16 protein-coding genes are annotated in these 23,541 nt (G+C 38.0%); 14 read left to right on the top strand and 2 right to left on the bottom strand.

Annotation, left to right across the window (positions count from 1 at the left end):
* Positions 1-53 precede the first annotated feature (53 nt).
* Positions 54-1,661: a gliding motility lipoprotein GldJ gene (gene gldJ, locus ACFJGY_RS06150; protein ID WP_379969145.1), complete on the bottom strand. Its 1,608-nt coding sequence runs from the start codon at positions 1,659-1,661 to the stop codon at positions 54-56.
* A 159-nt stretch (positions 1,662-1,820) separates the two neighbouring features.
* Between gldJ and porU the strand changes: the two genes are divergently transcribed.
* The 3 genes from porU to ACFJGY_RS06135 all read left to right on the top strand — a co-directional run bounded on the left by porU (position 1,821) and on the right by ACFJGY_RS06135 (position 9,395).
* Entirely contained in the window at positions 1,821-5,804 is a 3,984-nt protein-coding gene (gene porU / locus ACFJGY_RS06145) for a type IX secretion system sortase PorU (RefSeq protein ID WP_379969143.1), read from the top strand.
* Between the two features lie 42 nt (positions 5,805-5,846).
* On the top strand, positions 5,847-7,004 hold the full coding sequence (gene porV, locus ACFJGY_RS06140) for a type IX secretion system outer membrane channel protein PorV (protein WP_379969141.1): 1,158 nt from the start codon (positions 5,847-5,849) through the stop codon (positions 7,002-7,004).
* A gap of 135 nt (positions 7,005-7,139) precedes the next feature.
* Entirely contained in the window at positions 7,140-9,395 is a 2,256-nt protein-coding gene (locus ACFJGY_RS06135; RefSeq protein WP_379969139.1) for an FUSC family membrane protein, read from the top strand.
* Here the strand turns inward: ACFJGY_RS06135 and ACFJGY_RS06130 are convergent.
* Positions 9,371-9,982, bottom strand: coding sequence for a 4'-phosphopantetheinyl transferase family protein (locus ACFJGY_RS06130; protein WP_379969137.1), 612 nt, complete (start codon positions 9,980-9,982; stop codon positions 9,371-9,373). The two genes, ACFJGY_RS06135 and ACFJGY_RS06130, sit on opposite strands and share 25 nt — an antisense overlap.
* A gap of 143 nt (positions 9,983-10,125) precedes the next feature.
* On the opposite strand from ACFJGY_RS06130, the gene ACFJGY_RS06125 reads away from it, so the two are divergent.
* From ACFJGY_RS06125 to fabF, 11 genes are all read left to right on the top strand, one after another.
* Complete coding sequence (locus ACFJGY_RS06125; protein WP_379969135.1) at positions 10,126-10,509, top strand: hypothetical protein; 384 nt, start codon at positions 10,126-10,128, stop codon at positions 10,507-10,509.
* 194 nt (positions 10,510-10,703) lie between these two features.
* On the top strand, positions 10,704-11,789 hold the full coding sequence (locus ACFJGY_RS06120; RefSeq protein ID WP_379969133.1) for an efflux RND transporter periplasmic adaptor subunit: 1,086 nt from the start codon (positions 10,704-10,706) through the stop codon (positions 11,787-11,789).
* 89 nt (positions 11,790-11,878) lie between these two features.
* On the top strand, positions 11,879-15,094 hold the full coding sequence (locus tag ACFJGY_RS06115) for an efflux RND transporter permease subunit (RefSeq protein WP_379969131.1): 3,216 nt from the start codon (positions 11,879-11,881) through the stop codon (positions 15,092-15,094).
* Between the two features lie 196 nt (positions 15,095-15,290).
* Positions 15,291-16,739 (top strand): TolC family protein, encoded by a 1,449-nt coding sequence (locus ACFJGY_RS06110; protein WP_379969129.1) that lies wholly within the window; start codon positions 15,291-15,293, stop codon positions 16,737-16,739.
* Between the two features lie 178 nt (positions 16,740-16,917).
* Entirely contained in the window at positions 16,918-17,511 is a 594-nt protein-coding gene (locus ACFJGY_RS06105) for a TetR/AcrR family transcriptional regulator (RefSeq protein WP_379969127.1), read from the top strand.
* A 44-nt stretch (positions 17,512-17,555) separates the two neighbouring features.
* Positions 17,556-18,557 (top strand): NADP-dependent oxidoreductase, encoded by a 1,002-nt coding sequence (locus ACFJGY_RS06100; RefSeq protein ID WP_379969125.1) that lies wholly within the window; start codon positions 17,556-17,558, stop codon positions 18,555-18,557.
* 12 nt (positions 18,558-18,569) lie between these two features.
* Positions 18,570-19,331 (top strand): SDR family oxidoreductase, encoded by a 762-nt coding sequence (locus ACFJGY_RS06095; RefSeq protein WP_379969123.1) that lies wholly within the window; start codon positions 18,570-18,572, stop codon positions 19,329-19,331.
* Between the two features lie 12 nt (positions 19,332-19,343).
* Entirely contained in the window at positions 19,344-20,051 is a 708-nt protein-coding gene (locus ACFJGY_RS06090) for a hypothetical protein (protein ID WP_379969121.1), read from the top strand.
* 2 nt (positions 20,052-20,053) lie between these two features.
* Complete coding sequence (locus tag ACFJGY_RS06085; protein ID WP_379969119.1) at positions 20,054-21,604, top strand: DHA2 family efflux MFS transporter permease subunit; 1,551 nt, start codon at positions 20,054-20,056, stop codon at positions 21,602-21,604.
* A gap of 100 nt (positions 21,605-21,704) precedes the next feature.
* Entirely contained in the window at positions 21,705-22,145 is a 441-nt protein-coding gene (locus ACFJGY_RS06080) for a PaaI family thioesterase (protein WP_379969117.1), read from the top strand.
* 118 nt (positions 22,146-22,263) lie between these two features.
* The gene (fabF, locus tag ACFJGY_RS06075; protein ID WP_379969115.1) at positions 22,264-23,499 is read left to right on the top strand and encodes a beta-ketoacyl-ACP synthase II; all 1,236 of its coding nucleotides are present in this window, start codon (positions 22,264-22,266) and stop codon (positions 23,497-23,499) included.
* The last annotated feature ends 42 nt before the right edge of the window (positions 23,500-23,541 follow it).

The following is a 23,541-nucleotide window of genomic DNA, read 5'->3' as shown; positions in this document are numbered from 1 at the left end:
TAAAAAAACAGCAGAAAATTCTGCTGTTTAAGTATTTTTTAATGATAATTGGATTATCTCTTAGTACGTTTTGTCTTACTGTTTTTAGCATCTTGCGCTACTCGGAAACCAATCCAACCAAAACCTTTTGTCTGATCTTTGAATCTTCTTTGTCCCGGATCCAACCAATAAGCTGAATCTAACCAAGATCCTCCTTTTACAACTCTACTGTAATCACTGATTTGAGTGGTCGCTTTGGTTTTTTCCTTTTGTAGAACCACATTTCCACTCTTATCAACAATGAATTTTGGTTTTACAGAATTGTACATACTGAACGCTGCACTATCACTTGGTGCGCTTCCTCCGGCATCTAGTGAAGACTGATAATCACCATCTCTATAGTTTTTGTTGTCTTCCAGGACTTTTCTTTCATATTCACCAGGAAGTCCTTTGTAACTCAAACGGCCGTCTGCAAGAGTATCATATTTAATATCTTCATTAGTAATCTTCTTGTACGTACCGTCTTCATTTTTAACAGTCTGCTTTACAACATTACCTCTGAAATAATTGAAATCACTAAATTCTTCATCAATCATTGGTCTGTATATATCAGCAACCCATTCTGCAACGTTACCATACATTCCGAAGATTCCTAAATCATTGGAAGGATATTGTTTTACATCAGCAGTTGTTGGTGAACCATCATTTTTCCAACCGGCAACACCAGAGTAATCTCCTCTACCCATCTTGAAATTTTCAAGATACATCCCTCTGTTTCTTCCTTTTTTTCCTTTTAGGTCGTCAATTTTGGTATTTTTACCCAAATAGTTGTTGTAGTCTCTTTCTTTTTGAAGACCAAGGGCTGCGAATTCCCATTCTACCTCCGTTGGTAGTCTGAATTTTTCTACAAGTCCTGAAGTGGATCCTCTGTTTGCAGCAGCAATTTTTTCGTTGGCAGTTTTGATGCCGCTTCTTTTCTTAAGTTTTTCCTTATCAACATAAGCGTCCATCTCTGCATCATTGGATTTGAACTTATCCATATTGAAAGTTGCTCCTGCTGTAGAAGCTTTGTCTGCAGAATAAACATCTTTTGAGATTACGCCTTGTCTCATTAGAGCTTTTTCATTTGCTCTGTCAGTAAGCCAATCGCAATACTTGGTAGCTTGTAACCAAGAAACACCAACTACAGGATAGTAATCATATTCCGGAGATCTGAAGTAGGTCTCTGCATAGTCATTACGGGAAAGCTTATTATTCCAAACTAAAGTATCTGGCAAAGCGCCTGTATAGATATGTTTGAAACTTGGATCAGATGAAGGAAAAACAAACTTAAGCCATGTGGTGTATTCTCTATATTCAGAATTGGTAATCTCTGTATCACCAATAAAGAAAGAGCTCACCTGCATTCTTCTAGGTGTATTGTTCCAGTCGTGCATCACATTATCTTCTACCAATCCCATGGTAAAAGTCCCCCCTTCTACATAAACCATTCCCGGCCAACCTTTTTGTTTTTGTTGCTTTCCAGAAAAGAACCACCCGTCTTTCTCGTTAGGTTTCCAGCCGGTTTTGCTTACAAAACCTTTGGTGCCTCCACCCCTTTTCGAGTTTCCTCCTCCTCCACAACTTACCAAAAACATTGTTGCGCTTAAAGTAATTATCGAAAACAGCCTGATTTTTTTCATAATAGATATAGAAATTTTCAAAGTACAAAGAAAATAGAAATTCTTTAATTAATCAAATATTGTTTGTCTTTTTTTGATAAAACGCAATTAAATTAATTTTATTATATACCATTTTTTTAAAAAAATCGTTTATTTTGTACTCTTATTAAAATTACATTGATGAAATTCAAATTTTATATTGTCGTTTTTTGTTTTCTTTCCACACTGGGACTTGCACAAAAAATCAGTCTTACCTGGGATGGTTATAAGGAAATGGATTATGGAACAGAAAAACTTACATATCCTTTTTTCAGTAATTACAATTATCAGGTAGATGCTAATTCTATTTTTGCTAATTTAAACATTAAAACCGGTAATCAGCTAAAGATAGAACAACTTGTTTGGGAAGTATTGCCTGCAAAAGATATTAAAGATCTTAATATCAATTCGCTTTCTTCATCTCCGGCGAACAGTATCAATTACTTTTTCAGTGAAGCTGAGAATACCGAATCTGCAAACATAAAAATAGAAGCAGTAAAAGCTGAGAATAACAAAGTCTATAAATTAGTTTCTTTTACGATCGTCCAAACCAACAGGAAAGTTGCCGATTTGTATAAAAACGCCAATAAGCTTGGAACTTCTGATAATCCTTTAAAATCAGGAACTTTTTATAAAATAAAAGTTGACAAAACAGGAATTTTTAAAATTACCAAGCAATTCTTGCAGCAAAACGGAATCAACCCCGCAAATGTCAATCCGAAAAACTTCAGAATTTATGGTAATGGCGGATTGATGTTACCGGAATTCAATCAAGTGGTTTATACTGATGGATCTGGTACGCGGTTCGTTAATCTAAAATACGATGCTTTACAGGAAGATGCCATCCAGGTGGTTGGTGAAGATGATGGCGTTTGGAACGATGATGATTTTGCACTCTTCTACGCACAAGGCCCTAATGGATATAACCTCTTTGACCGGTCAAATGGAAACGGGAATAAAAGAGTAGAATTCAGAAAACTCGGTACGCCCAATAATTTTGTTAATATCTATGAAGACTTTTCTTACTACTTTATAAATTTTGATACAGGTCCTGGAAAAAGAGTTCAGACTGTTGATAATAGTCTGCCGCAGGATTTAATTACGCGTTATGATGATTATCAGTTCATTAATGAAGAAAAATTTAATCTTGTAAAGCTGGGAAGAACCTGGACTGGTGATGCAATCCCTGGCAGCAGAGAAATAACATTCACAACAAAATCTCCTATCCAGACCGACGATGTGATTCGTTTTAAAACTCAAGTCATTGGTTACAATGCACAGTCTGCAAAACTGACAACCAATGTAAATGGGAGTCAGGATGTTAGATCTTTGAGCAGCAAAGCCGAAAATTTTGAAAGAATAATGTTTGAATCCGCACTATTTGATCAAACAGGAACCAATATAAAATTTAATTATACCACCGATATTAGTGCTAATCCAAATGCTACATTCTACTTTGACTTTGCCGAAGTCCAGTACAAGGAAAATCTAAGCTACAATAATTCTCAAATGAACTTCCGTGATTATGATATCGCAACAGGATCCGGGGATCTTTATGGATTTTCTGTACAAAACGCCTCTGGTATAGAGCAAATATGGGATGTTTCTGATATTACAAATGCAAAAAAAGTAACCAATAAAAACGCTCAAAATTCTACATTTAATTTTGGCTATCTTGCTAATAACACCGATTTCAATAACGAATTTACAGCTTTTAAAAGCTCTGCTGCGTATGAACCTTCCTTTGTAGGGAAGATTGATAATCAGGATCTTTCTTCTCTTAAAAACGTAGATTATCTTATCATTACTCAGCCGGTATACTTCAGCCAGGCTCAAAGATTAGCTTCTTATCATCAATCCAAAAATGGTTATAATGTGCAGATTGTGGACGTTAATAAAATCTACAATGAGTTCAGCAGCGGAAGTAAAGACATTACAGCAATCAGAGATTTTGTCACAAAATTAAACTCTCCACTCGGCTCTCTTAAATATGTTTTTTTATTAGGAGATACTTCCTATGATTTCAAAAACCGTGTTGCCAACAATACAGATGTCATTCCCAGCTATCAAAGTGAAAATAGTGCAGACGTGAAAAGCTCATACGTTACGGATGATTATTTTGTAATGACAAAACCTCAGACCGTTGTCGATCTTTCTCAGGTGCCAGATCTTCCAATCGGAAGATTACCGGCTGACAATCTACAGGAAGCAAAAGTAATGATTGACAAAGTTTTGGCGTACAATAATGCATTATCCGGTCAATCCAATCCTTTTGGAGAATGGAGAATGAAGCTTGACTTTGTAGCAGATGATGATTTTGAAGGAGCTGATGTACCAGCCGGTATACCAGGACCTTTTCATTATCTTGTAGAGTATGCAATTAGTCAGAATTTTTCGGCGACAAATAAACCAGAATATAATATCCGCAAGCTTTATCTTGATGCATTTCCTGCAGTTACAAGTGCCGGCGGACCAAGATATCCTCAAGTAAATCAAGCGATATCCAATGATGTCGGGAATAGCTTAAACTTATTCTATTTTGGACATGGAGGGATCAATGGCTGGGCACAGGAAAGAATCCTTACCTCAACAGAAGTAGTAGGTTTTAATAACTTTACACCTGTGTACAGTAGATTTCCTTTCGTATCCACAATTACATGTGAGTTTACATTATGGGACGAGCCAAGCACTAATTCCACGGGTGAACAGCTAATCAAGCTAAGTACAGGTGGTGCAGCAACGATGGTGACCTCAAGCCGCGCCATATCGGTAGATTATGGAAGAAAATTCACGCCGATCTTTACCAAAAATCTTTTTGCACTAATTTCTGATGATTTTATGTCCATTGGAATGGCCCATTTAAACGCTCGGAAAGAATATTATTCTTATCCTGTTTCTGGTTATGGATCTTCTTCTGATCCGTTGCGTGTAAACTTTTTAGGAGATCCGGCTATGAAAATGAGCAGACCAAAAAGATTTCTGAAAATTGATAACATAGAAACACCTGTTCCTGGTAAAATAAGAGCTTTGGATTTTGTTAAGATTACCGGTAAGGTTAATAAAGCGGATGGATCTTTAGATAACACATTTAATGGTCGGGTTGTTATTAATATTTTTGATAAAAAAATAAAAAAGACAACATTAAATAATGATAATGTGCCTGAGATGAATCCAAAAATGACCTACGAAGAAGAACCAAGTCCTATTGTAAAAGCTTCTGGAAAAGTAGATAAAGGGATTTATACTGTTGAGTTTTATGTCCCGAAAGACATTAACTACGAAGTCGGAAACGGCAGAATTTTGGGTTATGCAGAAAATTTCATAGATGCAAAAACAAACGCTTATGATGTTTTCACCAACCAGGTCCAATCTGTAGGAGATATCAATCCCGATGGAATCAATGATTCTGAACCTCCTGCAGCAAATCTTTATATGAATAATACAAACTTTGCAAATGGTGGTATTACTGATCAAAATCCAATGCTGCTGGCTTGTGTAAAAGATAATTTTGGAATTAACTCTACCGGCGCAGGAATCGGTCACGATATTACATTCGTTTTGGATGGGGATGTTGTCAATACAACTTCTGTGAATGATTATTTTTCTTCTGGAGACGGTAATGGATGCAACAACACAGCATTGAATGATTATCAGAAAGGTTCTGTTACTTTCCCATTAAAAGGTCTCTCACCGGGAGAGCATCAATTGGTATTCAAAGTTTGGGACATCAACAATAATTCTGCAACCTCTACGTTAAACTTTGTAGTAAAAGATGAGTCAGAGAAAAAGCTGACGGTAAACAGACTGCTCAACTGGCCAAATCCTTTTACAAACAAAACCTATGTTCAGTTTGAGCATAATTGTGATGACATTCTGGATGTTAATGTTCAGATCTATACAATCACAGGGAAAATAGTGAGAACGCTTTCCACAAGTATATCCGCAGAACCATTCCTGCAGGGCTTCAGAACACCAAGACAAGCCATAGAATGGGACGGAAAAGATGATTTTGGAGATACTGTAGCAAAGGGTACATATATTTTTAAGATATTTGCACGCAGCCAAAATCAGGAAAAATGTTCCGGAAGTGCAACAGCAGTTGAAAAAATGGTATTATTAAAATAATAAAAACATATATCGGTAATTTTTTACCTTAAACGTATAAAAATGAATTTAACAAAAAGATTATTTGTAGGATTAGGAATCGGCGTTGGTGCCCTTGCTTTTTCTCAAAACATTCAGCCGGTGCTTACCGGAGCTCCATTCCTGAGAATATCTCCAGATGCCAGAGCAGGTGGTATGGGTGATCAGGGTGTTATTACATCTACAGATGTTTTCTCTCAATTCTGGAACGCTGCAAAATATCCGTTTGCAAAGGTATCATCCGGATTCGGAGTCAATTATACACCATATATGAGTAAGCTTACAAACGATGTATTTTTACTTTATGGGTCATATTACACTTTCCTGGGTGATGATGAGCGTTCTACTTTAAGTGCAAGTATCTATTACTTCAATATGGGAGAAGTAGATCTTACAAATTTTGTTGGTAATGAAGTACAGCAATTAGGGACTTCAAAACCAAACGAATTTTCTATTGATATTGCTTATGGTTTGAAATTATCAGACTATTACTCAATGGCTGTTACCGGTAGATTTATCCGTTCGGATCTTGGAGGGAACTTCGGATCTACAGATGGAACGCTGAAACCGGCAAATACTTTTGCGATAGATGTTGCCGGATACTATATGTCTCCAAAACACGAGAGTATCAGCGGATATGAAGGCAGAGTAAAAGCAGGTTGGGCCGTACAAAACTTAGGTCCAAGATTAGATTATACAGGCGACGAGAACTCAAGATCGTATCTTCCTACAATGGCAAGATTAGGTTTGGGTTATGACTTGTTGATCGATGATATGAATCGTTTCAGTCTAAGTGGCGAGGCTTCTAAATTATTAGTTCCTGGTCCGGCAGTTACCGGTAAAGATTCAAACGGAAATCCAATATACGATGTACCGAATGTTGGTGTAATAGAAGGAATTACTAAATCATTCAGCAACAAAAAAAGTATTATGTTCAGCGGCGCCGCAGAATACTCTTATGACGAGACATTTGCTCTTAGAGCGGGTTATTTTACAGAAGCACCGGAACAGGGAGCCAGACAATATGCAACAGTCGGTGTTGGTTTCAAGTATGCCTCTTTTGGTTTAGATCTTTCTTACCTTATCAATACGTCTAAAATTAATTCAGCTTTGGATAACACGCTTAGATTCGGCTTAACCTGGAATCTCGGTACAGAAACTTACAACGCACAGGATTTTTAAAGAATGATTTTTATATAAAATTAAAACCTTGCCAGAGCATTTTTAGCTTTGGCATTTTTTTATTGATTAAAATTTATCTTATATTTAATATTTTCTACTTAACAATTTTACTTAATACTTCTGTAAATTTGCAGTATGAACTATAGTTCCGAACTCAAAAAATTCTTAACCAGCCAATACATCTATTCCGGAGCAAGAATTGCTCTGGCAATAGTGATTCCAAGCATCATCCTAGCACAGTTTGGATTATTGAAAGAGTTTTTTCTGTTTCCACTTGGGACCAGTTTTGTGGGATTGACGGATCAGCCGGGACCATTTATCAGAAGAAGAAACACGTTATTTTTATCCATTTTTTCTTTCTTTTTTATCGCACTTTTCGCAAGCCTTGTAAAAGAATTTCCGATAGCCGTTTACCTGGAGATTATCATATTTGGTTTCTTTTTTTCGATGATTGGCGTTTATGGATTGAGATTGGCAACTTTCGGATCTATTGCTCTGGTCGTACTCAGTATTTTTATTGACGGGCATCTTACTGGTGACAATGTTCTCAAAAGCACCATTATTTTCTTTTTGGGATGTCTATGGTTTTTCGTCATTTTCATGATTGTCTCCACGCTGCAGCCTTACAAATTAGCCGGTCAGGTTGTTGGAGAAAATTACCTGGAACTCGCAGATTATCTCAGAATTAAGGCAAAATATTACACAAAAGATCCAGATTTTGACGGATTGCTCAATCAATTGATTTCTCAGCAGGTCAAGATCAAAAACCATCAGGAAGACACCAGGGAAATTGTTTTCAAAACGAGAAAGATCGTCAACGAATCTACGACCCAAAGTAGAATATTAATGTTGATGTTCCTTAATTCCATCGATCTTTATGACAAACTTCTGACCTCCGAAAATGATTACAAGAGAATGAATCGGGTTTTCGGAGACACAACTTTACTTCATAACATCCACGATTATCTTTTGGTAATGGCAGACGAAATTACCAATCTCGGGATCTCTCTGCAAAGTGGTTTGGCATATAAGCAAATCACTAATTTTGATAATGAACTCAAGAAAATTTATGATGTTTTCTTTGAACACAGATCACAAATGTTTTCATCCGAGACGTTAGAGGATTTTATGATGATGCGCCAGGTTCTAATGAGAATCACAGACATTACAGATGAAGTCAATACCATTCTGAAAGTCCATTCTCAGGACAAAAAACTGGCAAAAAGTTTGTCTTCCGGATTAGATTACTCCAAATTTTTACCGAAAGAAGAGAAGATGAATTTAAAAGTTTTCTTTTCCAATTTCTCCCTGGATTCGGGACATTTCCGCCACGCCATCAGAGTTACGATTGCATTGCTGTTAGGCTATATTGTTTCGAGGTTTGAAATCCTTGGAATCGGACATTCTTACTGGATTCTCATCACGATCATTGCAATTTTGAAACCCGCTTATGCTACCACAAAACATAGAAATCTCCTTAGATTATTCGGAACCATTGCCGGCGGTGTGATCGCTTATATCATTTTATATTTTGTAAAAGAACCGGGTGCGATTCTGGTCATTCTTTTGTTGAGTATGATCCTCTGTTTCAGTTTATTAAAGTCAAGATATTTTTGGGCTGTATTGTTTATGACAATATATATTTTCCTTTCTTTCAATTTTCTGAAACCCGGAAATGTCAATGTAATTTTTAAAGATCGGATTTTGGATACATTAATCGGCGGTGCAGTTTCATTTTTGGTCGCTTATTTTATTTTGCCGGTTTGGGAACATACGCAGAATCTGGATCTGATGAAAAAATCATCCAAAAGCAATCTCAATTATTTCCGGTTGGTGATGGATCACTTTCTGAAAAATGAGGTTGATGATGAGGATTTCCGCCTGAAAAGAAAAAATGCAATCATCGATCTGGCAAATCTTTCCGATAACTTTCAAAGAATGATCTCGGATCCGAAAAATCAACAAAGAAAATTGGAAACCGTTCATCAGTTCGTCACCACAACGCATTTGATTACTGCTTATACAGCGTCATTATCTCAATATGCAAAATCCGGCCACGATTTTCCGGAAATTGATATCCAGAATTGGAAGATCAAGATTTCTGCAGAATTACTGAGAACTTCTTCCTTACTCTTTCAAAAAGATCTGGACGAACAAACAAGATCGGAAAGTCACATCAAACCGGAAGATCACGTTTCTGATTTATTAGAAAAAAGAAAAGCCGAACTGGAAAATCAGGCTATCTCTGATGACAGAATTTTCACGGTCAGCCATCTGACAGAGATCAAAAATATCAGAGAACTTTTGGAATTAATCTACGATGTCGCAAAAGACCAGCGGAAAATCATCGAAGAATATCTGATCTATCAATCGACAACAGCTAAACAGTAATTATCAAAGAAATTGATTTTTGCTTTGAAGAAATCTTCATTTTCGTCGTCGTAAACCCTGCATTTTACATAAAGCTCTTCCTGCAGATCAAACGGCAAAACATCATAATGCTTTTTCAGTGACCAGTGTTTGCTGTGGTGGATCTTGTAAAGTGATTCTTTCACGCACCAGATCGCCGTCAGGAAATCAACTTCCTCAGCATCATCAATGAAATCATTCTCGTGAAGAATAAATTTGTGACGGATATTTTTGATCTTGTCTTTGCGTTTTTCAATATCGATTCCAATCTTATTTTTAGAGATCGCCAGACCTGCTAACGGAAAAGAATGACTTACTGAAATCTGATGATCATTCGGAAAAAGATAAGGTTCGCCACCTTCTTTATACAGAATCTTATGATCCGGAAGAACGGACTTCAGCATTCTTCTTACCATCAGAACTTCAGCAATTTTATTCGGGTGATATCCCAAAATCTTGTGTTGGTTCTCCGGTTCCAGTAAAATATCCGGATTTAACACTTCATTCTTGTCAAATTCCCATATCAGGATTGTGGCAATATCGTCTGAAAGATCTTTGTAGAGAGGCATGGGATATTTCTGGTTAATTGAATGATGACAAAGATAATAATTTCACAAAATACAAAAATTATCAAACCACAACTTAAAAATTCCTTAAATTTTCATATTTAAGATCTTGTTAACATATAACAGAGTAAATTTGCAGTACCGAAATGAAAAAAGGAATTATATATTTACTGATGAGCATTTTTCTGCTGTTTATAGCAGAGAACAAGCAGTCTCTTGACCTTCAGCCAGGTTTTGAAACTCAGAATATCTCATCCCATATTTTTTCTTTTGCTAAGAAGCATCACATTGACAAGTCTTTAGAAAAAGCATCTTTTCAGCAGATCAATGATTCTTTAGATGCTCCGGAAGAGGTCAATCTCGATCTTAATTTCTCAAATTCCCTTAATGCCATTGCCGTTTTTGCTGTATTTGGATTGGGATATCTTTTACATTTATATTTCAGACGCACAAAACAAAAATTCCACGACCCGGAAACCATTATTTATTCGGTAAAAAGGTTCATCCTGCTGCGTTCTATCCGTATTTAAAATTCAATTTTCGAAAACAAAATTACCCTTATTCCAAAGTGGTAATAACCCTTGTTGTTTTTGAAATTTCCCGCATTCAAAACTTAATTGAATCTGATGGTCTTTCTGATCATTGATTCAATCCTTGATTAAAAAAAATAAAAATTATTTAAAATGAAACCGAAAGGTTCGTGAATTACCTAAAAATGAAAATTATGAACAAAAGAGTCACATTCTCTGTTGCTCTCAGCGCACTGCTGATTATCTTTAGCTGTAAAGACAAAAAAGAAGAAAAAGAAGAAACAGTCGTTTATCCCGTAACCACGCCTGTAAAAATGGACACTGTCATCACAAAAGACTATGTGGCGCAGATCCAGTCCCTGAAAAATATCGAGATTCGCGCTCAGGAAAAAGGTTTCCTTGAGAAAATATATGTTGACGAAGGTCAGTTCGTACAAGCCGGACAGACGCTTTTCAGAATTATGCCTCAAATCTATCAGGCGGAACTTCTGAAAGCTCAGGCTGAAGTAGAACAGGCAAAAATCGAATTACAGAACTCCAGCACATTGGCAAGTAACAACATCGTTTCCAAAAACGAAAGAGCCATGTCAAAAGCAAAACTGGACGCCGCCAATGCCGAAATGAGATTGGCACAAATCCACCTCAACTTCACGAATGTGAAAGCTCCTTTCTCAGGATATATCAACAGAATTCCTTTGAAATTGGGAAGTTTGATCGATGAAGGCGATTTACTGACAAGTCTTTCCGACAATACCGGAGTTTACGCTTATTTCAATGTTTCGGAGCCGGAATATATCAATTATCAGACACATTCTGCAGAAAGAGGAAATAATGTAGTTTCTCTTGTAATGGCAAATGGAGAACTGCTTCCAGATAAGGGAACGATTGCAAACATCGAAGGTGAATTTGATAACGAAACAGGAAACATTGCTTTCCGAGCCAAATTCCCGAATAAAAATCAATTATTAAGAAACGGCGAAACCGGAAAAGTCCAAATGACAGTTCCATTGAAAAACGCATTGATCATTCCACAGAAAGCAACTTACGAAATCCAGGATCAGATCTATGTTTTCGTGGTGGATAAAAACGGAAAAGTAAGTTCGAAAAACATCAAAGTTTCTTACTCGCTTCCTGATATGTACGTCGTCTCCGAAGGTCTTAATGAAAATGACAAATTCCTGTTAGAAGGCGTACAGAAAGTAAAAGACGATCAGAAAGTGGAAACCAAATTCCAGGATCCTAAGAAAGTTTTACAATCATTAAAATTAAACGCAGACTAAATGCATAAATGATAATTGATGAATGATAAATGATTGCTCAACAATGCATTATCTAAAAGTCTATTATCTAACAAAAAATATAATTTTTTATGTTTAAAAAATTCATTCGCAGACCAGTTCTGTCCATCGTGATCTCTTTGATCATCGTATTTTTAGGGATTTTATCTTTGGTAAAATTACCTGTAACCCAGTTCCCGTCGATCTCTCCGCCAAAAGTAAATATCACGGCAGAATATCCCGGAGCTAACAACGAATTGCTCATCAAATCCGTGGTAATCCCAATGGAAAGAGCACTCAACGGAATTCCCGGAATGAAGTATATGACTTCCGACGCAGGAAATGATGGTGAAGCTTCTATCCAGGTTGTATTCGACTTAGGAACAGACCCGAATGTTGCCGCAATTAATGTTCAGAATCATATCTCTTCTGCCATCAATAAATTACCACCTTTGGTAGTTCGTGAAGGTGTGAAAATCACCCGTGAAGAACCGAATATGCTAATGTATATCAACCTTTACAGTGATGATCCGAAAGCCAATCAGAAGTTCCTTTTCAACTTTGCAGACATCAACCTTCTTTCTGAACTGAAAAGGGTAAAAGGCGTTGGTGAAGCTGACATCCTTGGAACCCGTGAATACGCGATGCGTGTCTGGCTGAAACCTGATAGAATGACGGCTTACGATATCTCCGCTGATGAGGTAATGGAAGCACTTAACTCTCAAAGTCTGGAAGCTTCACCGGGAAAAACTGGTGAAAGTTCCGGTAAGCGTTCTCAGTCTTTTGAATATATTCTGAAATATCCGGGCCGTTACAGCAACGAAAAAGATTACGGAAATATCATTCTCAAATCAAATCCGAATGGTGAATTTGTAAGATTGAAAGATGTTGCCGATGTAGAATTCGGAAGCTCAATGTATGACATCTACTCTACCTTGAACGGAAAACCATCGGCGGCGATTACCATCAAACAATCTTACGGTTCCAATGCCAGCGACGTTATCAAGAATGTGAAAGCCTTGATGGAGGATCTTAATAAAAACAGCTTCCCGAAAGGAATGCATTACGAGATCAGTTATGACGTTTCCCGATTTTTGGACGCATCGATAGAAAAAGTAATTCACACTTTATTTGAAGCCTTCATATTAGTGGCAATCGTGGTTTTTCTTTTCTTAGGCGACTGGCGTTCAACATTGATTCCGACGATTGCAGTCCCGGTTTCTTTGATAGGAACTTTTGCAATCATGTCAGCATTCGGAATTACATTAAATCTAATTTCACTCTTCGCTTTAGTAATGGCAATCGGAATTGTCGTTGATGATGCGATTGTGGTCATAGAAGCCGTCCACGCCAAGATGGAGGAAAAGCATCTCTCGCCGCTCAAAGCAACGGAGGAAGCAATGCACGAAATCAGCGGGGCGATTATTGCAATCACTTTGGTAATGGCTTCGGTTTTCATTCCTGTGGCGTTTATGTCCGGTCCGGTTGGGGTTTTCTATCGTCAATTCTCAATTACAATGGTTTCTTCAATCATTTTGTCAGGCGTTGTGGCTTTGACTTTGACACCGGCTTTATGTGCCTTGATCCTGAAAAACAACCACGGAAAAGAGAAAAAGAGAACACCATTGACGAGATTTTTGGATGGCTTCAACAATATATTTACGGTCGGTGCTAACAAATATCACGGCTTGCTTACTAAAGTTGTTACACGAAAAATGATAACACTCCCCTTGCTTGTTCTTTTCTGTCTTGGGACTTTCTTTTTGAGTAATAAATTACCGACAGGATTTATCCCAAGTGAAGATCAGGGAATGATTTACGCCATTATCCAAACGCCGCCTGGATCAACTTTAGAAAGAACCAATCAGATTGCATTACAATTGCAGAAAGCTTCTGAAGATATAGATGGTGTTTCATCCGTATCATCTTTGGCCGGTTATGAAATTTTGACAGAGGGAACCGGATCTAACTCTGGAACTTGTCTGATCAATCTAAAAAGTTGGGAAGACCGAAAAGAATCTGCTTCTGAAATCATTGAACAATTAGAGCAAAAAGCAAAAGAAATTCCCGGAGCTAATATTGAATTCTTTCAACCGCCATCAATTCCCGGTTATGGAGCAGCAGGTGGCTTTGAACTTAGATTGTTGGACAAAGCCGGTAGCGGCGACTATCACAAAATGGAAACCGTAAGTAATGACTTTGTGAAGGAACTGAAAAAACGTCCGGAATTGGGGTCAGCATTTAGTTTCTACTCAGCGAGTTTCCCTCAATACATGTTGAAAATCGATAATGATTTGGCTGAGCAAAAAGGAGTGACAATCGAAAAAGCGATGGACAATCTCTCTACTTTGGTCGGTTCCAATTACGAAACAAGTTTTATCCGATTCGACAGACCTTATAAAGTAATTGTTCAGGCCGGACCGCAATATCGTGCTTTGCCAAGTGACATCCTGAAACTTTATGTAAAAAATAATAAAGATGAAATGGTTCCATACTCAGATTTTATGCATCTTGAAAAGGTATATGGACTATCCGAAATCACGAGACATAATATGTACAACTCTTCCGAAGTCAGCGGAACGCCGGCGCCGGGTTACAGTTCTGGTGATGCGATCAAAGCAATTCAGGAAGTTGCTGACAAAACATTGCCAAGAGGTTTCGGAATCGACTGGGCGGGAATTTCAAAAGATGAGGTTTCCAGAGGGAATGAGGCAATTTACATTTTCCTGGTTTGTCTTGGATTCGTTTATCTGATTCTTTCCGCTCAATATGAAAGTTTCATTTTGCCTTTGCCAATTATTTTGTCTTTGCCAACGGGGATTTTCGGAGCGTTTTTATGTCTGGATCTTTTCGGATTGGAGAATAATATCTATGCTCAGGTGGCGATGGTCATGCTCATCGGATTACTCGGTAAGAATGCTGTTTTGATTGTCGAATTTGCCGTCCAGAAGAAAGCAGAAGAAGGACTTTCAACAAAAGAAGCAGCTTTGCAAGGCGCATCTTTGAGATTCCGTCCGATTTTGATGACATCTTTTGCCTTCATCGCAGGATTGATTCCATTAGCCTTGGCAACAGGACCTGGAGCCGTTGGAAACAGAACAATTGGAACAGCCGCAGCCGGCGGAATGTTGATCGGAACCATCTTCGGATTGATGATCATCCCTGGATTGTACTACATTTTTGCGAACATTGCTGCGAAGTCTAAACTGACTTATTACGAAGAGGAAAATCCTCTTACAGAAAACACCGAACCTTACCAACACGATGGAAAATTTGAAGATAAAAATCCTAACGTGGATAACCAATAATAAATTCAAAAACAAATGATAAAGCCTCGGAGAGGCAAACTGTTAATAGAAATCAAAGAACAATCCAAATTCAAGCTCCGGAGGAGCGGACTGAAGTATTAGAAAAACAGGTCGTTCCGATGGAACTTTTCGGAAGATCTATAAACAAAATCTATTAACAGTTAGTCTCTCTGAGACAATAAAAAAATAAAATAGTATGAATAGTTATTTTCTTAATCATAAAAATAAAATTGCGGCAATTGCTTTTTCTCTTGCTCTGGCAAGTTGTAAAGCACCGATGGCTACCAAAATTCAGGATCAGGTGAAAGAAACGATCCCTCAGAATTTTGACAATCAAACGACAGTTGAAAACAATTCCGGAATCACACCTTGGAAACAGTTTTTCACAGATCCGAATCTTGTAAATCTGATCGATGAAGCCCTGAAAAACAATCAGGAATTGATGATCACATTGCAGGAAATAGAAATTGCGAAAAGCGATGTGTTGTACAAAAACGGAAAACTTAGTCCGACTGTAGCTGCAAGACTTGGCGCCGGCATTGAAAAAGTTGGAAGATACACCAGTACCGGAGCCGGCGATGCTTCCACAGAAATAACAGATGGTAAAGAAGTTCCTGAGAATCTGGGAAATTTCGAAGGTGGATTGATGGCAAATTGGGAGATTGATATCTGGGGAAAACTCAGAACTGAGAAAAAAGCTGCGGTTGCTCATTATCTTTCAACAGTTGAAGGGAAAAATTTCGTTTTATCAAGTTTGATTTCTGAAGTTGCGGATAATTATTATGAATTATTGTCGCTGGATAATCAGCTGGATATTATCCATCAGTATATGGAATTACAGAAAAAAGCACTCGAAATTGCAAAAATCCAGAAAGAAGCGATGGCTACAACTGAATTGGCAGTTAAAAAATTCGAGGCAGAACTGGCAAAATCCAATGCAACAGAATATGACCTGAAACAGCAGATCACGGAAAAGGAAAACGAAATCAATGTATTGCTTGGACGTTATCCACAACCGATTGTAAGAACGAAAGAAAGTTTTATGTCGATCGTTCCGCAAACAGTTTATACAGGAATCCCGTCCCAGTTATTGGCAAATCGTCCTGACATCAAGCAAGCTGAACTGGAACTGCAAGCTGCAAAACTAGACGTAGAAGCAGCAAGAAAAGAGTTCTATCCAAGTCTGGAAATCAATGCTACACTTGGTTTGGAAGCTTTCAATCCTTCTTATTTGGTGAAATTGCCAGAATCTATCGCTTACAATCTTGTTGGAGAATTGGCTGGGCCGCTTATTAATAAAACTGCTATCCAGGCACAATTCAAAACGGCTGATGCAAAACAGATCCAGGCATTGTACGAATATGATAAAACAATTCTGAGTGCTTACATTGATGTTGCCAATCAAATGTCAAAGATCAAAAACCTTGATAAATATTACGAACTGAAAGCTCAGGAATCTAAAGCTTTGGATGATGGAATTGGAATCGCCAATCAATTGTTCCGGAATTCGCGGGCAGATTATCTGGAAGTTCTGATGAATCAGCGTGATGCGCTTGATGCCAAAATGGAACTCATCGAAGCTAAAGAAAGACAACTGAGCACGGTTGTCAATATTTACAAAAGCTTAGGTGGCGGCTGGAAATAATTAGCTATTGGCTAATCGCAATTAGATTTAATTCTAATATAAGTACACTATTTTTTTACTTGAAATGCTTCCGGAATTTTCTGGGAGCATTTTTTTTATTGTATTTAAAAATAATTAATAAAAATATACCGATTGGTATTTAATTTGTATATCTTTGCAAAGTAAATTCAGTTACAAAATGTCAAAAGCAGAAAAAACAAGACAGTTCATTATCGAGAGTACAGCAGAGATTTTTAACAAGAAAGGTTATGCGGGAACGTCTTTGTCTGACATTACCGAGGCAACCGGTCTCACGAAAGGAAGCATCTACGGCAACTTCGAGAACAAAGATGAAGTCGCAAAAGAAGTTTATCTGTTCAATGCAAAACGCCTTGCATCGGGACTTGAAAATAATCTAACACCTGAAATGATAACTCGTGAAAAGCTGATCACTATTCTGAATTATTACAGAAACTCCTGGGACAACAATTTTTCGCGTGGTGGCTGTCCTATAATGAATACCGCAATAGAATGCGATGATACAATGCCTTTTCTTAAGGCAGAAGTGGCAAAAAGTTTTGCGGGATGGTCCAATAAATTCGCCGCAATCATCGAAGAAGGAAAAACTAAAAATGAAATCCTGGATTCTGTAAACGCATCAGACTATTCCTATCTTTTTATAATGCTGATAGAAGGCGGAATTCTACTTTCTAAGACGACCAATAATCAAAGTCTTCTTTTTCAAGCCTTAGAAAGAATCGAAAAAATAATTGATACAGAATTAATCAAATAAAATTTTTTAACCAAAAATATACCGATTGGTATTTAAACAATACTATGAAAGCATTCACAATACAACGTTACAGCAAAACAGACCAATTAGAATTAGTCGAGTTTCCTGAACCCAACATCAAAGAAGATGAAGTTTTGGTAGAGATCCATTCTGCAAGCGTGAATCAGTTGGACAACAAATTGAAAAGCGGCGAATTCAAGATGCTGCTTCCTTACAAATTCCCTCTGATATTAGGACACGACGTTGCGGGAATCATTAAAAAAACTGGTTCAAAAGTGACAAATTTCAAAGTTGGAGACGAGGTTTTTTCCAGAGTTCCGGATTTCCATATTGGTGCATTTGCAGAATATATCGCAATCAAGGAAAATTTTGTTGCTCCAAAACCAAAGATTATTTCGATGGAAGAAGCCGCTTCTATTCCACTCGTTGGCTTGACGGTCTGGCAGGCCTTCATCGAGAAAGCAAATCTTAAAAAAGGTCAAAAAGTTTTTATCCAGGCAGGTTCCGGAGGCGTTGGAACAATTGCTATCCAGTTAGCCAAACATTTGGGTGCTTTTGTAGCGACTACGACCAGTGAAAAGAATTTTGATTTGGTGAAAGAATTGGGAGCCGATGTTGTCATCGATTATAAAACTCAGGATTTTGAAAACATTTTGAAAGATTATGATCTGGTTCTGAACAGCCAAGACCAAAAAACATTAGAAAAATCTCTTAATATCTTAAAACCCGGAGGAAAATTAATTTCAATTTCAGGTCCACCCGATGCTGCTTTTGCAAAGAAAACAGGACTCAATTTCTTCCTTAGAACAGTCATGTTTCTGTTAAGTTTCAAAACGAAAAAACTCGCCAGGAAGCAAAACGCAGATTACTCTTTTCTATTTATGCTGGCAAATGGCAAACAACTGACGGAAATCTCAAAACTCATAGAAAACGGAATTATAAAACCTACAATAGACAAAATATTTCCTTTCGAACAAACCAATGACGCATTAAATTATGTCGAAAGTGGCAGAGCAAAAGGAAAAGTAATTATCAAAATCAAATAATATCAAATCATTATGAACACAACAAACAACACAGTTTTAGTTACCGGAGGAAGCGCAGGAATCGGCTTCGAAATCGCAAAATTATTGTCCGAAAAAGGAAACAACGTCATCATCACGGGACGAAATGAAGAGCGCCTGAATCAAGCCGCTTCAAAACTCAACAATGTAAAAACCATCGTTTCGGATGTGTCGAATTCAGAAAATGTGGAAAAATTAGTTGCTCAAATCAAGACAGAATTTCCTCAGCTGAATATGGTAATCAACAACGCCGGACGCGCTTTAGTTTACGATATCATTTCAGAAAATGTAAATGCTTTTGAGAAAGCTGAGGACGAAATGCTGACCAATTATCTATCTATTATCAGACTCAACGAGAAGCTTTTACCGCTTTTAAAAACTCAGGAAAACGCTGCAATTGTAAACGTTTCTTCAGTCGTAGCTTTTGTTCCGGGCGCTCTGGCAACCTATTCTGCAAGTAAAGCGGCGCTGCATTCCTATACCCAATATTTGCGTCTGGCATTGAGCAAAGAAACCAATGTCAAAGTTTTTGAATTGATGCCGCCATTGGTTGACACAGAATTTTCTGCACCAATCGGTGGGAAAAGCGGTATCTCTCCTACTCTTGTTGCAGAACAATTTGTTGCCGGATTAGAAAATAACAACTTCGAAATAAGAGTTGGAAATACGGAAGATATGTACAGATTATACCTTTCATCTCCGGAAGAAGCCCTGAAAGTGATGAACCAAAGCAGAACAGAAGATATAGCTTCATAAATTATAAAAATTATGATACCGAACCTCCCAATATACATCTCAGTTGTTTTCGTTCTGACAACGCTTGCGACTTTGTTCCTGTTTATCCGGACAGTCAGAAGCTCCGGTTTTGAAGCGACGAGGAAAAAATCAGGTTTGATTCTTATTGGGCTGACAGCTTGGCTGATTTTGCAGGCAGCTTTAACTTTGAATGGTTTTTATAACAAAAATCTTTTGTCGTTACCACCAAAATTAATGCTGTTTGGGATCCTGCCGGCTGTCTTGGTCATCATTTTATTATTCTTAATCCCGAAAGGAAGAGATTTTATCGACAGTTTACCGATCAAAAACATCACTTATCTGAATGTCGTGAGAATTCCTGTAGAGATTGTTCTATTATGGCTTTTCATCAGCAAGGCAGTTCCGGAACTGATGACGTTTGAAGGCAGGAACTTTGATATCCTTTCGGGTATTTCAGCTCCGGTCATCGCCTATTTTGTGTTTACAAAGAAGAATTTAAGCCGGAATATTCTATTAATCTGGAATTTCATTTGTCTTGGATTTTTAGTCAACATTGTCATCAATGCTTTGCTTTCTGCACCTTTTCCTTTACAGCAATTTGCGTTTGATCAGCCAAATATTGCCATTATTAATTTCCCTTTCAGCTGGCTTCCGACTTTTATTGTTCCAATCGTCTTATTCGGGCATCTTGTTTCAATAAGACAATTAATTAAGAGATAATCATGACCCCACTTAGCAAGAATTTACTAATATTCACGGTCATTCTGGCTGCGATTATGGAACTCATTGATATCTCCATTGTCAACGTCGCCTTATCCCACATGAGCGGAAATCTTGGCGCAACACTGGAAGATACGTCTTGGGTCATCACCGCTTATGCGATTGCCAATGTGATTATCATCCCGATGACCAGCTTTCTGACAACCAATCTGGGAAGGCGGAATTATTACATCGGATCCATAATATTATTTGTGATATGTTCTTTTATGTGCGGGCAGGCAAGCAGCATTTGGGTATTGGTTTTTTTCAGGTTTTTACAGGGTATTGGTGGTGGCGCATTGCTCTCGGTTTCTCAGGTTGTGGTTTTCGAACAGTTTCCAAAAGAAAAGCAAGGCGTTGCAAGTGCTCTTTTTGGAGTAGGGATATTTATCGGACCTACCATTGGGCCTACTTTAGGGGGTTTTATCACAGAGAATTATGACTGGCCCTGGATCTTTTTCATTAATGTTCCAATAGGGCTTTTTGTGGCTATTTTCAGTTATATATTATTAAAGGAACCGACCATAAAACCGGAACCTAAAAAAGTAGACTGGAGAGGAATTGCTTTGCTGGCTGTTGGAGTCGGAGCATTACAAACCGTCCTGGAAAGAGGCGAAATTGATGATTGGTTTGATGCAAAATATATTGTATGGCTTACTGGGATAGCAGCTACAAGCATGACCTATTTTATTTACTGGGAGCTGAAAATTGAAAATCCGGTCGTCAACCTCAGGGTATTGAAAAGCAAAACATTGTCAATAGCAGCCGTACTTACCTTCATCACAGGAATAGGAATGTTCAGCTCTATTTATCTCACACCTGTGGTTGCTCAGAGATTATTGAGTCTATCTCCTTCTCAGACTGGCGTTTTACTTCTTCCGGGAGCAATGCTGGCTATAATAGCATTAATAATTTCTGCAAAGCTCCTGCAAAAAGGCGTTTCATTTGTGGTGATCATATTGCTGGGATTCGGGATGTTTATTTATTTTAACTGGAGTATGTCGCAAATGGCATTGGATACATCCTCTTCCGATATTGCTTTTGCACTTTGTTTCAGGGCAATTGGTATGGCATTGCTGACTGTCCCATTGACTGCACTCGCTGTTTCTTCTTTAAAGGAAAAAGATATTCCGCAAGGTGCAGCACTTAATAATATGATGAGACAATTGGGCGGTTCTTTCGGGATATCGATCGTGAATACCTATATGGTTTACAGGTTAGCATCACACCGGAACGATCTTTCAAGCCACGTGACAGCGACTAATATCATAGCAATGAATCGCATAAATCAACTCCAGCAATATTTTATGCTCAAAGGTTTCGGAAGTTTCGACGCTTATAAAAGAGCTCTGAAAGTGACCGAAAACTTAGTTATGAAACAGTCGGCATTACTGAGTTATCGCGATGCTTATTTTTTAGTAGGCGTATTATTTGTTATTGGTCTGCCTTTATTGTTATTTGTAGTGAAGCAAAAAAATGCGCATAGCAAAGACATCGTGCTATCAGATCATTAATAAAAGAAAACTTATATTGCCTTAGTTGGTTTTTAATTGAATAAATAATTAAGCAATCCAACGACTCTAATATTTAAATTCTAATCTCTAACATCTACTCATGAATCCATTAGAACACCTGCAAACCCTCATCGGTAAAGAATTCTCAGACTCGCCTTCACCTTTTATGCGTTGGCTGAAACCGATTGTAATTTCCGCAGAAAAAGGACATCTGGAATTCCGGTACACGATCCGTCCCGAATGGTTAAACCCAATTGGCAATCTACACGGTGGTGTAACTGCGGCTATTATTGATGACGTTTTAGGGGCTACAATGTTCTCACTTAACGAGCCGACTTTCTACACAACTATTAATAATGTCATCGATTATTTCGGAATTGCGAAAGAAGGTGAAAACATTATTGCAGAGACTCATATTACCAAATTGGGAAAACAATTCATCAATGCGACCTGTGAAATATGGAACTTAGATAAATCAAGATTGATTGCAAAAGGGACATCCAATCTATTTAAAACTGAAATTAGAAAATCAAATGCCTAAATTTGCGGATTCTTATTCCTTACATAATATTTCAGGAACATAGATGATAGCAGAAAACTGAGAAGATAATTCTTCAATTAAAATCTGCTCTTAATATTTAAAATTTAAAAATAGTTAAATGAAACGAGTTGTAATTACCGGAATGGGAGCTGTAACGCCTCTGGGAAATGATGTTGACACTTTTTGGAAAAATAGTCTGGCCGGAAAAAGCGGTGCTGCTACCATCACACATTTCGATCCGGAAAAATTCAAAGTTCAGTTCGCTGCCGAAGTCAAAAACTTCACACCCGAAAAATATCTGGACAGAAACGAGATCAAACGAAGCGACCTTTTCACACAATTCGCCATCTACGCCTCTGCAGAAGCTATGGAAGATTCCGGTTTGGACTTAGCAAGTATCGACCCTTTTGATATCGGTGTCATTTGGGGAACAGGACAAGGCGGAATGCAGACCTTTGAAGATGATGTAATAGATTTCGCTACTGGTGATGGAACGCCGAGATTCAGTCCGTTTTTCGTTCCGAAACTGATTGCCAATATGGCTTCCGGAATGATCTCGATGAAATATGGACTCCGCGGCATCAATTACACCACAGTTTCTGCTTGTGCCACAGCAAACACAGCGTTTATGGACGCCTTCAATTATATCCGTTGGGGAAAAGCTAAAATCATCGTGAGCGGTGGTTCAGAAGCGCCTATAACCCAGGCTTCTGTTGGTGGATTTTCATCAATGAAAGCCATGTCCACCAGAAATGACGACCCGCAAGCCGCAAGCCGACCTTACGATACAGAACGTGATGGTTTCATCATGGGAGAAGGCGCAGGCGCATTGATTCTGGAAGAATACGAACACGCCAAAGCAAGAGGTGCAAAAATCTATGCGGAACTGATTGGCGCAGCAATGACCGCCGATGCTTATCATATGACCGCTCCGCATCCGGAAGGAATAGGCGCAGCAAAATCCATGGAACTGGCACTTGAAGATGCAAACATCACTTCCGACCAAGTTGATTACCTGAATCCTCATGCCACTTCCACCCCACTTGGAGATTTAGCTGAACTGAACGCTATTACGAAAGTTTTTAAAGGAAGTCCAAATCTGGAGATCAGCGCCACCAAATCTATGACAGGCCATTTGCTGGGAGCAGCCGGCGCAGTTGAGGCGATATTATGTATTAAAGCAATTCAGAACAGCATCATTCCGCCAACGATTAATATTTCCAATCTTGATGAGAATATTCCGGAAGGGATTAATATCGTGACTGATCCGAAAGAAAAAGAAATTAATATTGCGATGAGTAACGCGTTTGGTTTTGGTGGTCATAACTCGACGGTTATATTTAGGAAGATTTAATTAAAACTAATTTTTATATTAATAATTTTAATTAAATTTAAA

This window comes from Epilithonimonas sp. UC225_85, assembly GCF_042695135.1.
Taxonomy (GTDB): Bacteria; Bacteroidota; Bacteroidia; order Flavobacteriales; family Weeksellaceae; genus Epilithonimonas.
Note: the sequence above shows the minus strand (reverse complement) of the source record. Positions and strands in the feature narration are given on the sequence as shown.

Bases quoted from the DNA above. Each gene is read 5' to 3' on its own strand.
- gldJ (WP_379969145.1), bottom strand. From the start codon at position 1,661: ATGAAAAAAATCAGGCTGTTTTCGATAATTACTTTAAGCGCAACAATG.
- porU (WP_379969143.1), top strand. From the start codon at position 1,821: ATGAAATTCAAATTTTATATTGTCGTTTTTTGTTTTCTTTCCACACTG.
- porV (WP_379969141.1), top strand. From the start codon at position 5,847: ATGAATTTAACAAAAAGATTATTTGTAGGATTAGGAATCGGCGTTGGT.
- ACFJGY_RS06135 (WP_379969139.1), top strand. From the start codon at position 7,140: ATGAACTATAGTTCCGAACTCAAAAAATTCTTAACCAGCCAATACATC.
- ACFJGY_RS06130 (WP_379969137.1), bottom strand. From the start codon at position 9,982: ATGCCTCTCTACAAAGATCTTTCAGACGATATTGCCACAATCCTGATA.
- ACFJGY_RS06125 (WP_379969135.1), top strand. From the start codon at position 10,126: ATGAAAAAAGGAATTATATATTTACTGATGAGCATTTTTCTGCTGTTT.
- ACFJGY_RS06120 (WP_379969133.1), top strand. From the start codon at position 10,704: ATGAACAAAAGAGTCACATTCTCTGTTGCTCTCAGCGCACTGCTGATT.
- ACFJGY_RS06115 (WP_379969131.1), top strand. From the start codon at position 11,879: ATGTTTAAAAAATTCATTCGCAGACCAGTTCTGTCCATCGTGATCTCT.
- ACFJGY_RS06110 (WP_379969129.1), top strand. From the start codon at position 15,291: ATGAATAGTTATTTTCTTAATCATAAAAATAAAATTGCGGCAATTGCT.
- ACFJGY_RS06105 (WP_379969127.1), top strand. From the start codon at position 16,918: ATGTCAAAAGCAGAAAAAACAAGACAGTTCATTATCGAGAGTACAGCA.
- ACFJGY_RS06100 (WP_379969125.1), top strand. From the start codon at position 17,556: ATGAAAGCATTCACAATACAACGTTACAGCAAAACAGACCAATTAGAA.
- ACFJGY_RS06095 (WP_379969123.1), top strand. From the start codon at position 18,570: ATGAACACAACAAACAACACAGTTTTAGTTACCGGAGGAAGCGCAGGA.
- ACFJGY_RS06090 (WP_379969121.1), top strand. From the start codon at position 19,344: ATGATACCGAACCTCCCAATATACATCTCAGTTGTTTTCGTTCTGACA.
- ACFJGY_RS06085 (WP_379969119.1), top strand. From the start codon at position 20,054: ATGACCCCACTTAGCAAGAATTTACTAATATTCACGGTCATTCTGGCT.
- ACFJGY_RS06080 (WP_379969117.1), top strand. From the start codon at position 21,705: ATGAATCCATTAGAACACCTGCAAACCCTCATCGGTAAAGAATTCTCA.
- fabF (WP_379969115.1), top strand. From the start codon at position 22,264: ATGAAACGAGTTGTAATTACCGGAATGGGAGCTGTAACGCCTCTGGGA.